The organism is Phytohabitans rumicis, from assembly GCF_011764445.1.
Classification (GTDB): domain Bacteria; phylum Actinomycetota; class Actinomycetes; order Mycobacteriales; family Micromonosporaceae; genus Phytohabitans; species Phytohabitans rumicis.
On record NZ_BLPG01000001.1, the window covers coordinates 8,446,587 to 8,460,792 of the forward strand.

The following is a 14,206-nucleotide window of genomic DNA, read 5'->3' on the forward strand; positions in this document are numbered from 1 at the left end:
CGTAGAGAGTTAGGAGACGGGCGTGCTTGTGGTGGAGGGACTGCGTAAGAGGTATGGGGAACTGTGGGCTTTGGACGGCTTCGACCTGACCGTCCGGCCCGGCACGGTGCACGGCCTGCTCGGCCCGAACGGCGCCGGCAAGACCACCGCCGTGCGCATCCTGGCCACGCTGCTGCGGGCCGACGCCGGTCGGGCGCTCCTCGACGGGTACGACGTGGCGCGCCAGCCGGCGCAGGTGCGTTCCCGGATCGGGCTGGTCGGCCAGCACGCGGCGGTCGACGAGGTGCTCGGCGGCCGGCAGAACCTGGTGATGTTCGGGCGGCTGTTCCACCTCGGCAAGCGGGAGGCCGGGCGGCGGGCGGACCACCTGCTGGAGCGGTTCGGGCTGGCCGACGCCGCGGGCAAGCCGGTCAAGCAGTACTCGGGCGGCATGCGCCGGCGGTTGGACCTCGCCGCCAGCCTGATCCTGGCGCCGGCCGTGCTCTTCCTGGACGAGCCGACGACCGGCCTCGACCCGCGCGGCCGCAACGAGGTGTGGGAGGTGGTCCGCGCGCTGGTCGCGGACGGCACGACGGTGCTGCTGACCACGCAGTACCTGGACGAGGCCGACCAGCTCGCCGCCCAGATCTCGGTGCTCGACCACGGCCGGGTCATCGCGGAGGGTACGCCGGACCAGCTCAAGTCCCGGATCGGCGGCGACCGGATCGACGTGGTGGTGCACGCGGCCGCGGACCTCGGCGCGGCCGCGGCCGTCGTCCGGGGCGTCGCGACCGGCGAGCCGGAGATCGACGACGACACCCGCCGGGTGAGCGCCCCGGTGAAGGACCGGGTGGCCGCGCTGACCGAGGTGGTCCGGGCGCTCGACGACCGGGGCGTCGCGGTCGAGGACATCGCGCTGCGCCGCCCGACCCTGGACGAGGTCTTCCTGCGACTGACGGAGGTGCACCCGTGACCAGACTGCGCTGGGCGCTCGCGGACGGCTGGACGATCACCCTGCGGGACCTGAACCACTGGGTCGCGCAGCCCGTCCAGATCGTGTTCGGGTTGCTCTTCCCCGTGCTCATGGTGCTGATGTTCGGGTACCTATTCGGCGGCGGGATCGCCGTGCCGGGCGGTGGGGACTACCGCGAGTTCCTCATGCCCGGCATGTACGCGATGACCATGGTGTTCGGCATCGAGGCGACGTACGCGGCGGTCACCGCCGACGCGGCCCGGGGCGTGACCGACCGGTTCCGGGCGATGCCGATGGCCGGCTCGGCGGTGGTGGTCGGCCGCAGCGCCGCCGACATGCTCAACTCGGCGCTGGGACTGGCGGTCATGGTGGCGTGCGGGCTGGCCGTCGGCTGGCGGTGGCACGAGGGCCTCGGCCGGGCGATGCTGGCGTTCGGGCTGCTCCTGCTGCTGCGGTTCGCGCTGCTGTGGCTGGGCATCTACCTCGCGCTGGCGCTGCGCAGCCCGGAGGCGCTGGTCGCCCTGCAGGTGCTGGTGTGGCCGATCGGGTTCCTGTCCAACACGTACGTTTCGCCGGAGACGATGCCGGGCTGGCTCGGCGCGATCGCGGAGTGGAACCCGCTGTCGTCCACCGTCGCCGCGGCCCGGGAGCTCTTCGGCAACCCGGGCTGGGGCGGCGACTCCTGGATCACCCAGCACGCCGTGCTCATGGCGGTGGCGTGGCCGCTGCTGCTGATCGCGGTGTTCTTCCCCCTGTCCGTGCGCGCGTACCGGCGCCTGAGCAGCTAGCGGCGCACCACCGCGAGGCCACCGGCGGGGACGCGGACGCGGCCGTCCACCGCTGAACCGCCGGTGAGCACCTCCCCGTCGACCGTCACTTCGACGGGGAGGTCGCTGTCGTTGGCCACGAACGTGTACGCGCGGCCGTCGGGGTGGCTGCGGCGGACCGCCTCGACGCCGGGTGGGGGATCCGGTACGACCGGCACCACCCCCGCCGCAAGAGCCACCCGGCTGAGCAGGTCGCGCAGGTCGGTGCCGGCCAGGTGGGTGGTCAGCCCGTACGCGGTGCCGGCGCCGTACCGGTTACGGGTCAGCGCCGGCCCGCCCGCCAGGGGCCCGTCCGCGTACGTCACGAGCGTCTCGGCGGTGGTCGTCGCGGCCAGCTCCGTCCACAGTCGACCCGTGCCGCCGCCGGAGAGGGCGACGGTGCGGCCGGCGTCGAGCGGGAAGAACTCCTCCACGCGTACGCCCAGCACGTCCCGCCAGGCGCCGTAGCCGCCCAGCCGGATGTGGTCGTGCTCGTCGACCACGCCGCTGTACGGGCCCACCACGACGATCCCACCCGAGGACACGTAAGAGGCCAGGTTCGCCGCGTCGGCGTCGCTCACCAGGTGCAGGGCGGGCGCCAGCACCAGCTTGTACCGGGACAGGTCGGCGCCGGGCGGCGCGAAGTCGCACGTGACGGTCGCGGCCCGCAGCGCGCCGTGCCACGCCTCGGTGAGCGCCACCGGGTCCATGTCGACGCTGGGCTGGCTCTCGTGGCTCTGCGCCCAGACGCTGGACCAGTCCAGCAGGATCGCCACGTCGGCGTCCACCTCGCTGCCGGCGACCTCGGCGAGCGCCCCCAGCTCGGTGCCCAGCCCGACCACCTCGCGCCACACCTTGGAGTCGGTGCCGGCGTGCGGCACCATGCCGGAGTGCCACTTCTCGGCGCCGGCCCGGGAGGCCCGCCACTGGAAGTACAGCACCGCGTCGGCGCCGCGGGCCACGTGCGCGAGGGAGTCGCGGCGCAGCCGGCCGGGCGGCTTGGCCAGGTTGCGGGGCTGCCAGTTGACCGCGCTGGTGGCGTGCTCCATCAGCGCCCACGGGCGGCGGCCGGCGAGCGACCGCGCCAGGTCCGCGATGAAGGCCAGATCCGCGTACGGGTCGGCGCGCTCGGCCACCAGGTAGTGGTCCATCGCGACCAGGTCGACCTCGCCGACCCAGGACCAGAAGTCGACCTTCCACCGGTCGTTGAGGAAGTTCGTGGTGACCGGTACGCCGGGGGAGAGGCGGCGCAGCGTGTCGCGTTCGGCCCGGTAGCAGGCCAGCAGCTCGTCCGAGGAGAACCGGTAGAAGTCGAGCTGCTGGGTCGGGTTGGTGAAGCTGGGCGTGTTGCGGGGCGGGATGACCTCGTCCCACGCGGTGTAGCGCTGCGACCAGAACGCCGTGCCCCAGGCCGCGTTGAGGGCGTCGATGTCGCCGTACCGGTCGCGCAGCCACGCGCGGAAGGCGAGCGCCGAGGTGTCGCACCAGCACCGGGCGATGTGGCAGCCGTACTCGTTGTTGACGTGCCAGAGGGCCAGCGCGGGGTGGTCGGCGTACCGGGTGGCCAACGCCTCGACCAGCGCCACCGCGGCCGCCCGGTACGCCGGTGAGCTGGGGCAGAAGGACTGGCGGCTGCCGTACCAAAGGCGTTGCCCGTCGGGCCCGACGGGCAACGACTCGGGGTGGGCGTGGCTGAACCACGGTGGCGGTGTGGCGGTGGCGGTGGCCAGGTCGGCGGCGATCCCGTGGCCGGCGAGCAGGTCCATCAGGCGGTCGAGCCAGCCGAACTCGTACCGGCGGGGTGCGGTCTCCAGCATCGCCCAGGAGAAGACGCCGACCGTGGCCAGGTTGACCCCGGCGGCCTTCATCAGCCGCACGTCGTCGGTCCAGACCTCCTCCGACCACTGCTCGGCACTGTAGTCACCCCCGAAGGCGAAGCCCGGGAGGGCGGCAATTTCGAACGCCATGGCAAGAGATCGTGCGCACCGTACGAGCCGCCGTCAACGGGTCAGAAGGACTTATTCTTTGCCCTTGACGAAGTGGTTGCGGAAACCTAGGCTACGCCTCACTTAACTGGCGCGAAACACACGATTCATGTGCCCACATTTTCCCCCTTCGATGTAGCCCTCGTGCACCCCGATGAGCAAGAGAGACGAAGGAGTTGAAGCTCCATGGCGACAGGTAACGCGTTCAACCGCCGGCTGTTCCTGCGCGGCGCGGGCGGTCTGGCCGCGGCCAGTGCGCTCGCGGCCTGCGGCGGCAACACCGGCCGCGAGGACAGCTCGTCCGGCAGCGGCAAGACGATTTCGCAGTGGTACCACCAGTACGGCGAGGCCGGCACGCAGCAGGCGGCGCAGAAGTACGCGGACGCGTACAAGGACGCCAAGATCAATATGCAGTGGGTCCCCGGCGACTACGACAACAAGATCTCCAGCGGCCTGCTGGCCAGCGACGGCCCGGACGTCTTCGAGTGGCACTTCAACTACCAGCTCGCCAAGTCCAACCAGGTCGTGCCGCTGGACGACATCCTCGGCGACGCCAAGAGCGACTACAGCGAAGCGGACCTGTTCTCCAACTCGCTGGACGGCAAGGTCTACGGCATCCGCATGATCGACGACCCGCAGCTGATCTTCTACCGCAAGAGCATGCTGGACAAGGCCGGCGTCGCCCCGCCGACCACGATCGACGAGCTGATCGCGGCCACCAAGGCGCTCACCACCAAGGACGTCAAGGGCCTGTTCATCGGCAACGACGGCGGCGTCGCCTGGGCCGCCAACCACGTCGTGCCCGCGGCCGGCCACCAGTACCTGACCTCGGACCGCAAGGTCGACTTCAACAACGACGCGGTCGCCAGCGCGATGCTCAAGGTGCGCGAGCTGATGGCCACCAAGGGCCTGCTGCTCGGCGCGCCCACCGAGTGGTGGGACCCGTCCGCGTTCAACCAGGGCCTGTGCGCGATCACCCGGCAGGGCCTGTGGGCCATGCCCGCCGTGCAGAAGGCGCTCGGCGACGACTTCGGGGTGATCCCGACGCCGTCGTTCGGCGCCACCGGCAAGCCGGCCATCTACCTGGGCGGCTGGTCCACGTTCGTCAGCGCCAAGGCCAAGGACGTCGACGCCGCCAAGGCGTTCGTGAAGTGGCTGTGGATCGACAACACCGAGTACCAGGAGGACTGGGCGCTCAACTACGGCTTCCACATCCCGCCGCGCAAGAGCCTCGCCGCCAAGGCCGCCAAGCTGCAGAGCGGGCCGGCCGCCGAGACGCTGAAGCTGACCGAGCAGTACGGCTGGGTGGACGACCCGGCGTTCACGCAGACCATGCGGACCACGTTCACCGACGCGGTGACCAACATCGTGCAGAAGAACAAGGACCCGAAGTCCGAGCTGGCCGGCGCGGCGTCCAAGGTGGACGCCGAGTTGAAGTCGCTGTTCGGATAGGTCGACGATGACGTCTGTGGTGACACCCCAGACATCGCCCGCGACCGCGGCGCCGGACCGCCCCAGACCGGTCCGGCGCCGCCGCGCGCGCAGCCAAGCCCTGGTCTTCTGGCTCTTCGTCGGTCCGTTCGCGGTCGGTCTGTTGATCTTCGTGTACGTGCCGATCCTGTGGAGCCTCTGGCTGAGCTTCTACGACTCGCAAAGCACGGTGACCCCGACCGAGTTCGTGGGGTTGCGTAACTACCAGGACATGCTCAGCAGCGGGCCGTTCCGGGAAAGCCTCATCACGTTCACGCTCTTCGCGGCGTTCATCGTGCCGCTGACGTTCGCGGCGTCGCTGGGGCTGGCGCTGATGGTGCACCGGATCCGCTTCGCGCAGGCGTTCTTCCGGTCGGTGTTCTTCCTGCCGACGGCCTGCTCGTACGTGGTCGCCTCGCTGATCTGGAAGCTGTCCATCTTCAACGGGGTCCGCTTCGGGCTGGCCAACACCGTGCTGGAGGTGTTCGGGCAGGACCCCATACCGTGGCTGTCCGTCGCGCAGCCACCCTGGTACTGGTTCCCGATCATCTCCGTGCGGCTGTGGCTCCAGGTCGGCTTCTACATGATCCTGTTCCTGGCCGGGTTGCAGCGCATCCCCCGGGAGCTGTACGAGGCGGCCTGGGTCGACGGCGCCTCGCCCGGGTGGAAGACGTTCCGGCACATCACGCTGCCGCAGCTGCGCAACACGTCGGTCGCGGTGCTGCTGCTGCTGTTCATCGCGGCGTACCAGGCGTTCGACGAGTTCTACAACCTGCTCGGCAACGTCGTGAACTACGCCCGGACGCCCCTGCAGCAGCTCTACATCACGGCGCTGGGCGCGAGCCAGGACTACGGCCGGGGCAGCGCGGGCGCGATGATCCTCTCCCTGTTGATCATCTTCGTGACGCTCTTCCAGGGCAAGCTGTTCGGGTTCGGAAAGCCGGCGGAGTGAGGGCCTTGTGAGCGCGAGGAGTGAGCTTCGACGGCCTGGACGTGACGACGGCGGCTCGCCCGCGAGCCCCGCAGTCGCGAACGGAAGGTAGGCAATGAACAACACCAGATCAAGGGCCGGCACGGTAGGGGTCTACCTCGGGCTCAGCCTGTCGGCGGTGCTCTTCCTCCTGCCGTTCTACCTGATCCTGCGCAACGGGCTGGCCACCGACCAGGAGATCACCGCGCCGGACTGGAAGCTCTTCCCGACCGACCTGCAGTGGGGCAACTTCAGCGAGCTGTTCAACGATCAGAACGTGCCGTTCCTGCGCAGCATGGTCAACTCGACCATCGTGGCCACGCTGCACACGATCGGCACCCTGCTGCTGGCGTCCATGGCCGGGTACGGCATGGCCCGCATCCCGTACCGGCACGCCAACAAGGTGTTCTACGCGGTGCTCGGCACGCTGATGATCCCGAGCGCGGTCACGTTCGTGCCCAGCTTCGTGCTGGTCTCCTCGCTCGGCTGGGTCTCGTCGATGCGTGGCCTGGTCATCCCGGGGCTGTTCAGCGGCTTCACCGCGTTCCTGTTCCGGCAGTACTTCCTCAACTTCCCGCGGGAGTTGGAGGAGGCGGCCCGGATGGACGGGCTGGGCTACTGGGGCTCGTACTGGCGCGTGGTCATGCCCAACTCGCTGAACTTCACCGCCGCCATCGCGGTGATCACGTTCATCGCGGGGTGGAACCAGTTCCTCTGGCCTCTGGTCATCGGCCAGGACCAGAACTCCTGGACGGTGCAGGTGGCGCTCTCGACGTTCCTGACCGCCCAGACCATCAACATCCACGAGCTGTTCATCGCGTCGGCGATCTCGATCGCCCCGCTGATCGTGGTGTTCGTATTCCTGCAACGCTGGCTGGTCGAGGGAGTGGCACAGACCGGCATCAAGGGCTGAGCGCTCAGCCCGTGATCAAGGCGTCCCTCAAGTCGTCATGACGACTTGAGGGACGCCTTGATCATGAGGGTAGGGGGGCGTGGTCGACGGTGCCATCCGGCCAGAGCACGGTGCCGTCCGCCGCGACTTCGGGCAGGGCGTCGACCGGTACGGCGCCGAGGATCACCGCGGCGGCGTACAGCTCGCCGGGGACCGCCGGGCCGTCCGTTTCGACCACGGGGATCGCGGAGTACGCGCCGTACGCGTTGGTGCCGGTGCGCTCCACGACCCGGGTCACCGGGAGGCCGCGCAGGCCGACCACCCGGGAGACGAGCCCGTCGGCGCGGGCGGCCCCGTCGGCGGTCAGCTCCAACCGCTCGTCCGCCGCCAGGGCGTACCCGCCGATCCGCAACGTCCACGGGCCGGACTCCGACACCACGACCAAGCGGACCTCTACCGCGCCGCGCAGCACCGACGCGGTGGTCAGCCAGGGGCCTTCCGCGAAGTCGGGCTGGCGGGGCGGCCAGGTACGCTCCGGCGCCGCCCCGACCGGCCAGTGCGCCCGGTGCCGGGACACCGCGACCCGGCCCTGCACGCGAACCGGCGTCAGGGGGCGGCGGTGCGACGGGTTGCCGTCCGCGTCGAGCAGGGCCACGTGGTTGTCCACCGGGGACCGGCGTACTCCGGGCCGGCGTGGGTGGCGTACGCGTGCCGCGAGTAGCCCGGCTCGTCGGTGCTGAACGCCTCGTCGGCCGCGTGGTCGGTGCCGTGGTTGGCGACCCGTACGACGCCGTCGGCCCGCGTGCCGGACACCAGCCAGCCGGGTACGGCGAGGGTGATGGCGACGTCCTCCCGCTCCACCGGCAGCGGCCGCTCCTCGTCCGTCCACACCGGATGGTCGGCGGGCAGCACCAGTCCGGCGAAGCCCTTGCTGGACCAGTACGGCGAGCCGCCGCCCGAGTACGGCTGCCGGATCGCGTCCAGCTCGCCGTACCAGCCGATGGGTTGCAGGCCGTCGTGATGGAAGTGGCTCAGGACGGCGCTGGCCAGCCGGCGGGTGCGGCCGGGCGGCAGGGGAGTGGCGTCGAACACCGCCCCGGCCCACACCGGCGCCAGCGCGGCGTGCCGGTACGTCAGCGACCGGCCCTGGTGCAGCGGCGCGCCGCCCGGGGAGAAGAGGTGCTGCGCGCCGTCGAGGTAGGCGTACAGCCGGTCCTGGTAGCGCGTCCACAGTGCACCGTCGGCGTGCTCGCCGGACATCCGGCAGTACCACAGCGGGTAGAAGTTCATCGCCCAGCCGGCGTACCAGTCGAAGTTGCGCGCCGTGCCCCCACCCTCGACGCCGTCGGTGTACCAGCCGTCGCCGAGGTACCAGGACTCCATCGTGGCGATGTTGCCCTCGATGTCCGCCGCCGACCACGGACCGCCGACCGAGCGCAGGAACGCCTCGACCACGTTCTGGAACCAGAGCCAGTTGCACGCCGGGTACGGCTGGCCGATCACCTCGGCCAGCCAGGCGACGGTCTGCTCCTTGACCCGGTCGTCGAGAGCGTCCCAGAGCACGTGCCGCGACTCGTGCAGCGCGATGGCGATCGACGCCGCCTCCACCTTGGCCTGGTTGACCTCGGTGACCCGGGGCCAGCGCTCCGGCGAGTCGGGGTCGACGCCGGCGGCGAGGCCCTCGGCGTACCACTGGGCCAGGTCACCACGCGTGCCGTGGGCCAGGCGGAAACCCGCGGCCAGGAACGTGCGCGCGAAGCCCTCCAGGCCGTCGCTGCGGCGCCCGGAGATGCTGACCGGGCCGGGCAGGTCGATGAGCGCGTGCCGCGGGGAGGCGTACGGCCGTACGGCGGCGAGCGTCGCGTCGGCCGCCGCCTCCCAGTGCTCACGCGTCAGCCCGGTGAAGGGGGAGATGGTCACAGTCTGCTGTGTCCAATTAGGATCGTGTTCCACGACAGCGCCGGCAGCTCCACGGTCAGCACCCCATCGTCCACAGTGGCGGATGAGCCGGCCTGCGGCGTGACGCGGTCGGGGGAGACCGAAGTATTGCGGGCGTGCCGATCCGCGTCGGCCAGGTAGGTGTGCGACACCGGACCCCGGGCGCCGAGCGCGCGGACGTCAACCGTCAGCGTCAGCGGCCGGGTGGTGTCCCGGTTGACCGCGAAGACGGTGACCGTGCCGTCCTCGCCCTGCACCGCGGTGGCGTGCAGGAGCGGCACGGTGCCGTGCTTGGCGGTCTCGTGGGTCGGGCCCTCGGTCTCGAGCCGGAGCACCCGGCCGCGGCCGTACCTGGCGGCGTCGGCGAACGGGTAGAAGGTCGTCTGCCGCCACGCCGGCCCGCCGGGCTCGGTCATGATCGGGCCGATCACGTTGACGAGCTGGGCCAGGGACGCCGCCGCGACCCGGTCGCACCGGCGCAGCAGGGTGATCAGGAGGCTGCCGACCACGACCGCGTCGGTGACCGAGTAGACGTCTTCGAGCAGCCGCGGGGCGACCGCCCACGGCTCCGGCTCGATCTCCGGCTTGCGGTTCATGTACCAGACGTTCCACTCGTCGAACGAGATGTCGATGCGCTTGCTGGAGTGCCGCTTCGCGCGTACGTGGTCGGCGGTGGCGATCACCCCGTCGATGAACGACTCCATGTCGGCCGCGGACGCCACGAAGCTGTCGACGTCGCCGTCCTCCTCCCAGTAGTACGCGTGGCAGGAGACGAGGTCGACCACGTCGTACGTGTGCTCCAGGACGGTGGCCTCCCACGCGCCGAACGTCGGCATGCTCCGGCCGGAGCTGCCGCACGCGACCAGCTCGAGGTCGGGGTCGATCATGCGCATCGCGCGGGCAGTCAGCTCGGCCAGCCGGCCGTACTCCTCGGCGGTCTTGTAGCCGACCTGCCAGGGGCCGTCCATCTCGTTGCCGAGGCACCACATGCGGATCCCGTACGGGTCCTTGTCGCCGTGCTCGCGGCGCAGGTCGGACAGCGCGGTCCCGCCCGCCATGTTGCTGTACTCCAGCAGGTCACACGCCTCCTGGACGCCGCGCGTGCCGAGGTTGACGGCCATCATCGGCTCGACGCCGGCCACCCGGCAGAACCGGACAAACTCCCCCAGGCCGAACTCGTTCGTCTCGGTCGAGCGCCAGGCCAGGTCGGGCCGGCGCGGGCGGCGCTCCACCGGGCCCACCCCGTCCTCCCAGCGGTACCCGGACACGAAGTTGCCGCCGGGGTAGCGGACCACCGTGGTGCCGAGCTCGCGGACCAACTCCAGCACGTCGGTGCGCAGCCCGTCCGCGTCCGCGCGGGGGTGGCCGGGCTCGAACACTCCACTGTAGACAGCACGGCCGAGGTGTTCGAGGAACGAGCCGAAGAGCCGCGGGTTGACCTCGCCGACGGCGAAGTGCGGATCCAGGAAAACGCTTGCCTTGGGGTTTGCCATCCCGCGATCTTATGAGGCGAGCTCCGCGCTGACCAGGGCGGCGGCGTGCTTGAGTGCCTCGGCGAGGGGCGAATCGGTGCCCTCCGGCACCGAACTCGTGGTGCCGACGATCGCCATCGCGGCGATGAGCACGCTCCCGCGGAAGATGGGCGCGGCGAGGGTGCGGACGCCGTTCACCGAGGGCGTGTTGGCCGAGATGCCGTGGACGCGGATCTTCTCCACCTCGTGCCGCAGCTCCGCCGACTCGGCCAGCTGCTCGGCCAGGCCCGGCACCTCGTCCGGCGGCAGGTGCGCGCAGAACACCCGGCCCTGCGCCGAGCCGGCGCGGGACAGCCGGGAGCCGGTGCGCACGCTCACCTGGATCACCCGGTCGGTGTTGTCGTCGACGCGTACCACGACAGCCGTGTCGCCGTCCCAGACGCTGAGCACCACGGTCTCGTCGACCTCGCGGACCAGGCGCTGCATGTGCGGGCCCGCGACGCCGATCACCGGCATCCCGGCGCGGGCCGCCGCCGACAGGGTCAGGATCTGCGGGCCGAGCGAGTAGAGGGCCTCGCGCTCGTCGTACCGCAGCAGGTTGCTCTCGCGCAGCGCCTTGGTATAACGGTGGGCGGTCGCCTTGCTGGTGCCGAGGCTGGCGGTGAGCTCGTTGAGACTCAGCCGCGGCCGGCTGACCGTGAAGGCACTGAGGATCACGGCGGCCCGCTGGACCGTCTGGATCGCGGGCGACCCGCTGTCCGCCTCGTCCTGCATGCCCGACCTTTCAGTGTGCGAGACGACATCATGGCATGTAGGACAGCGGGTTGTCGATGGCCCGCTACAAGGAGGTGCCGGCGTAGCGCTGGGCGATGTCCGCGTACAGGTCGGCGTACGTGACCAGGTCGGCGACCGCGAACACGTCGCGCCGCGGGTCGTCCAGGTCGCGCCGGGGCGCCGGGCCGAGCCGCACGGTGTCGACGCCGTACGCGCGCAGCGCCGCCCCGTCGGTCGAGCCCTTCCAGCCGGTGATGGCCGGGGGCGGCGCGCCGTGCCGGACGGTCCACGCGGCGACCGCGTGCCGGGCGATCGGCGACTCGGGCGGGGTGGCGCCGGCCGGGTGGTCCAGGTGCGCGTCCACCTCCACGGCGGTGCCGGGGATCAGTCCGTCCAGCCGCCCGCGCAGCTCGTCCGCCACCGAGGAAGCGTCGTCACCCGGGAGCGTGACGACGTAGAGGTGCAGGTCGAGGCGGCCGGGCAGCAGGTCGGGCTTGCCCGGCAGGCCGCCGGCCACGGCCCCGATGCCCACCTCGGCGGCGATCGCACCGGTGGGGTCGGCGCGCGCGGCGAGGTGGTCCGCGCGCCACTGTTCGACCGCGTGGACGGCGGTGCCGAGGTGCGCGAGCAGGCCGCCGTCCGGGGTGGCGGTGGCCCGGGCCAGCACCGGGACGAACGGCGCGGTGAACCGCACCCGGACGAACATCGCGCCCGGCTCGGCGAGCAGGATGCCGTCCGGCCCGGCCTTGGCGACCACGGCCGCCGCCGGACGCGGATGGCGGCTCAGGTATGTGTCGATCCCGGCCCGCTCCGCCGGCCACAGGGCCGGACCCCGAAGGGCGAGAAGTGCGTGCCGCCGCCGGCCAGCAGCAGGGTGAGCCGGTGCGGTTGCCCAGTGTCGCGCAGGAGTGTGGCGGCCCTGGCGTACCCGATGATGGCAGCGGCGGCGGGCGCCTTCGCGACGCCGAGGCCGAACCCGGCGATGCTCGCGTGATCTTTCGAGAGCGTGAGGGGGGCGATGGGGGTGGAGCGGCCGGTGGCGCCGCTGTCCGCCACGGGGTCGCCGGACAGGGAGGTGTCCAGGTGGGAGTAGAGGAGCAGCTCCGAGCCCTCGGTGCCGGAGCGGGCGACCAGGCTGGCGCCCTCGCGGGTCCAGCCCAGGTCCGGCCAGCGGTGGCGGGCCCAGGCGACCAGCCGGTCCGCGAGCGGTCGCTCGGCGCCGCGCGGGCTCGCCAACGCGGCCAGCTCCGCGATGGCCTCCACGAGGACCTCCACATGCGAGATGGTATCCCGCATGCTGTCTAGCGGTAGAGTCCGCGGCATGAGCGTCGATGTGCCCGCCATCCAGACCGTCCAACGGGCGGCCGCGATCCTCGGCGCGTTCACCCCGGAGCGGCCCCGGCTGAGCCTCGGCGAGATCACCGCGGAGTTGGGGATGAGCAAGGCCACCGCGCACCGGTACGCCCGCGCGCTGCGCGCCGCCAACCTGCTGCGCTACGACCCGGTGGCGGCGCGGTACACGCTGGGGCCGCAGATCCTGGCGCTGGAGGCGGCCGCCCGCGCCGGCCTGCCGATCGTCACGGCCGCCGAGCCGTACCTGGACGAGCTGATGCGCGAGACCGATCTGACCGCGGTGCTGAGCGTCTGGAACGGCGACGGCCCCACGGTCGTGCGCTGCGCCGACAACACCGTCGGCGACGTGCGGATCAGCGTCCGGACCGGCTCGCAGCTCGACCTCACCCGGTCGGCGCAGGGCCGGATCTTCTGCGCGTACCTGCCGGCGGCCGAGGCGCCCGGCATCGCGCGCCGGCTCAAGTCCTCCGCGGACCTGCGCAAGGTGGTCGAGGAGGTGCGCCGGGAGGGCATCGCGGCCAACTCGCCCGAGGACTTCGGCGTGCGGGTCCTCGCCGCGCCGGTCTTCGAGCGCACGAACGTCGTCGCCGCCATCGCCGTGGTCGGCACCAGCGTGCGGCTGTCCGGCGCGGAGGAGGTGGCGGCCGCGGCCACGCTGCGGCGGATCGCCGCCCGGCTGTCCCAGGAGCTCGGCGCCGAGTGAGGTCCGCCTTACTACGGAATGCGAGATGTCGTTACGCATCTTGACACGCTCCGAGCCGGGCTCGTACGGTCACTCCTCGTGAACCTCGTGGCGACGGCCGACGGTGTGGGTCGGGTCGAGGGCGACGAGATCGCCCTGCTCGACCTTCCATGGCCGGACGTCGCCGCCCTGCTCGCCGCCGGGGTTGGGCTCGAAACCGCAAAAGCCGCACGGGTACGCGGGCGAGCGCCACTAGCCGACGCGACACTCCTACCCCCGCTCGGCTCGACCCGAGCCGTCTGGGGCGTCGGGCTGAATTACCACTCCAAGGCGCGGCGCACCGGCCGGCCCGTACCCGATGAGCCCGTCCTCTACCTGAAGGCGGCCAGCGGCGCCTGCGCCCCCGGCGGGACCGCGGCCCTGGCCTCGGCGCAGGTGGACTACGAGGGCGAGGTGGCGCTCGTCATCGGGCGGCGGGCCACTTGTTTGCGGCCGGAACACGCCTGGGACCACGTGGCCGCCGTGTGCGCGGCCAACGACGTCACCGCCCGGGACGTCATGACGGCCACCGGCAACCCGACGCTGGCCAAGAGCTTCCCCGGCTTCGGCGCGCTGGGCGCCTCGGTGCGCGACCTGACCACCGTGTCCGATCCGGCGGACATCGCCGTGCGGACCTTCGTCAACGGCGTGCTCCACCAGGACTCGACGACCGCGGATCTCATCTTCCCGGTGCCGGAGCTGCTCGCCCGGCTCACCCGCTTCGCCGCGCTGGAGCCCGGGGACGTGGTGCTGACCGGCACACCGGAAGGGACCGGGCAGGACCGGGGCGTCTTCCTGCGCCCCGGGGACGTCGTCGAGGTACGCGTGCCGGGCGTCCTGCCGCTGCGGACCTGGTTCCGTTCATAGAAAGGG

Annotated in this window: 14 protein-coding genes; 7 read left to right on the forward strand and 7 right to left on the reverse strand. The window is 71.6% G+C overall.

Going from position 1 to position 14,206, the window contains the following annotated elements; all coding sequences use genetic code 11:
- The first annotated feature begins 22 nt into the window (after positions 1 to 22).
- Positions 23 to 952: an ATP-binding cassette domain-containing protein gene (locus tag Prum_RS38235; protein ID WP_173081604.1), complete on the forward strand. Its 930-nt coding sequence runs from the start codon at positions 23 to 25 to the stop codon at positions 950 to 952.
- On the forward strand, positions 949 to 1,740 hold the full coding sequence (locus Prum_RS38240; protein ID WP_173081606.1) for an ABC transporter permease: 792 nt from the start codon (positions 949 to 951) through the stop codon (positions 1,738 to 1,740). The genes Prum_RS38235 and Prum_RS38240 overlap by 4 nt, the downstream gene beginning before the upstream one ends.
- Here the strand turns inward: Prum_RS38240 and Prum_RS38245 are convergent.
- Entirely contained in the window at positions 1,737 to 3,725 is a 1,989-nt protein-coding gene (locus tag Prum_RS38245; protein ID WP_173081608.1) for a beta-galactosidase, read from the reverse strand. The genes Prum_RS38240 and Prum_RS38245 overlap by 4 nt on opposite strands.
- 204 nt (positions 3,726 to 3,929) lie before the next feature.
- On the opposite strand from Prum_RS38245, the gene Prum_RS38250 reads away from it, so the two are divergent.
- From Prum_RS38250 to Prum_RS38260, 3 genes are all read left to right on the forward strand, one after another.
- Positions 3,930 to 5,195, forward strand: a complete 1,266-nt coding sequence (locus Prum_RS38250; RefSeq protein ID WP_173081610.1) for an ABC transporter substrate-binding protein — start codon at positions 3,930 to 3,932, stop codon at positions 5,193 to 5,195.
- Between the two features lie 16 nt (positions 5,196 to 5,211).
- Positions 5,212 to 6,165 (forward strand): carbohydrate ABC transporter permease, encoded by a 954-nt coding sequence (locus Prum_RS38255; protein ID WP_218577570.1) that lies wholly within the window; start codon positions 5,212 to 5,214, stop codon positions 6,163 to 6,165.
- A 94-nt stretch (positions 6,166 to 6,259) separates the two neighbouring features.
- Entirely contained in the window at positions 6,260 to 7,096 is an 837-nt protein-coding gene (locus tag Prum_RS38260) for a carbohydrate ABC transporter permease (protein WP_173081614.1), read from the forward strand.
- 61 nt (positions 7,097 to 7,157) lie between these two features.
- Here the strand turns inward: Prum_RS38260 and Prum_RS50155 are convergent, their stop codons facing one another.
- From Prum_RS50155 to Prum_RS38285, 6 genes are all read right to left on the reverse strand, one after another.
- Positions 7,158 to 7,742 carry a hypothetical protein gene (locus tag Prum_RS50155; protein WP_218577571.1) on the reverse strand — a complete coding sequence of 195 codons (585 nt, stop codon included), beginning with the start codon at positions 7,740 to 7,742 and terminating at the stop codon, positions 7,158 to 7,160.
- Positions 7,682 to 8,995: a DUF2264 domain-containing protein gene (locus Prum_RS38265; RefSeq protein WP_218577572.1), complete on the reverse strand. Its 1,314-nt coding sequence runs from the start codon at positions 8,993 to 8,995 to the stop codon at positions 7,682 to 7,684. Before Prum_RS38265 ends, Prum_RS50155 begins: the two co-directional genes overlap by 61 nt.
- Positions 8,992 to 10,506, reverse strand: coding sequence for an arabinosylfuranosidase ArfA (gene arfA, locus Prum_RS38270; protein ID WP_173081616.1), 1,515 nt, complete (start codon positions 10,504 to 10,506; stop codon positions 8,992 to 8,994). Before arfA ends, Prum_RS38265 begins: the two co-directional genes overlap by 4 nt.
- A gap of 9 nt (positions 10,507 to 10,515) precedes the next feature.
- Positions 10,516 to 11,259, reverse strand: a complete 744-nt coding sequence (locus Prum_RS38275) for an IclR family transcriptional regulator (RefSeq protein WP_173081618.1) — start codon at positions 11,257 to 11,259, stop codon at positions 10,516 to 10,518.
- Positions 11,260 to 11,323: 64 nt separating this feature from the next.
- Positions 11,324 to 12,016 (reverse strand): zinc-binding metallopeptidase family protein, encoded by a 693-nt coding sequence (locus tag Prum_RS38280; RefSeq protein ID WP_173081620.1) that lies wholly within the window; start codon positions 12,014 to 12,016, stop codon positions 11,324 to 11,326.
- A 26-nt stretch (positions 12,017 to 12,042) separates the two neighbouring features.
- Positions 12,043 to 12,534 (reverse strand): hypothetical protein, encoded by a 492-nt coding sequence (locus Prum_RS38285; protein WP_173081622.1) that lies wholly within the window; start codon positions 12,532 to 12,534, stop codon positions 12,043 to 12,045.
- A gap of 46 nt (positions 12,535 to 12,580) precedes the next feature.
- Between Prum_RS38285 and Prum_RS38290 the strand changes: the two genes are divergently transcribed.
- Both Prum_RS38290 and Prum_RS38295 read left to right on the forward strand, forming a co-directional pair.
- On the forward strand, positions 12,581 to 13,315 hold the full coding sequence (locus Prum_RS38290) for an IclR family transcriptional regulator (protein ID WP_173081624.1): 735 nt from the start codon (positions 12,581 to 12,583) through the stop codon (positions 13,313 to 13,315).
- 78 nt (positions 13,316 to 13,393) lie between these two features.
- Positions 13,394 to 14,200 carry a fumarylacetoacetate hydrolase family protein gene (locus tag Prum_RS38295; RefSeq protein ID WP_173081626.1) on the forward strand — a complete coding sequence of 269 codons (807 nt, stop codon included), beginning with the start codon at positions 13,394 to 13,396 and terminating at the stop codon, positions 14,198 to 14,200.
- The last annotated feature ends 6 nt before the right edge of the window (positions 14,201 to 14,206 follow it).

Bases quoted from the DNA above. Each gene is read 5' to 3' on its own strand.
- Prum_RS38245 (WP_173081608.1), bottom strand. From the start codon at position 3,725: ATGGCGTTCGAAATTGCCGCCCTCCCGGGCTTCGCCTTCGGGGGTGAC.
- Prum_RS38250 (WP_173081610.1), top strand. From the start codon at position 3,930: ATGGCGACAGGTAACGCGTTCAACCGCCGGCTGTTCCTGCGCGGCGCG.
- Prum_RS38260 (WP_173081614.1), top strand. From the start codon at position 6,260: ATGAACAACACCAGATCAAGGGCCGGCACGGTAGGGGTCTACCTCGGG.
- arfA (WP_173081616.1), bottom strand. From the start codon at position 10,506: ATGGCAAACCCCAAGGCAAGCGTTTTCCTGGATCCGCACTTCGCCGTC.
- Prum_RS38275 (WP_173081618.1), bottom strand. From the start codon at position 11,259: ATGCAGGACGAGGCGGACAGCGGGTCGCCCGCGATCCAGACGGTCCAG.
- Prum_RS38290 (WP_173081624.1), top strand. From the start codon at position 12,581: ATGAGCGTCGATGTGCCCGCCATCCAGACCGTCCAACGGGCGGCCGCG.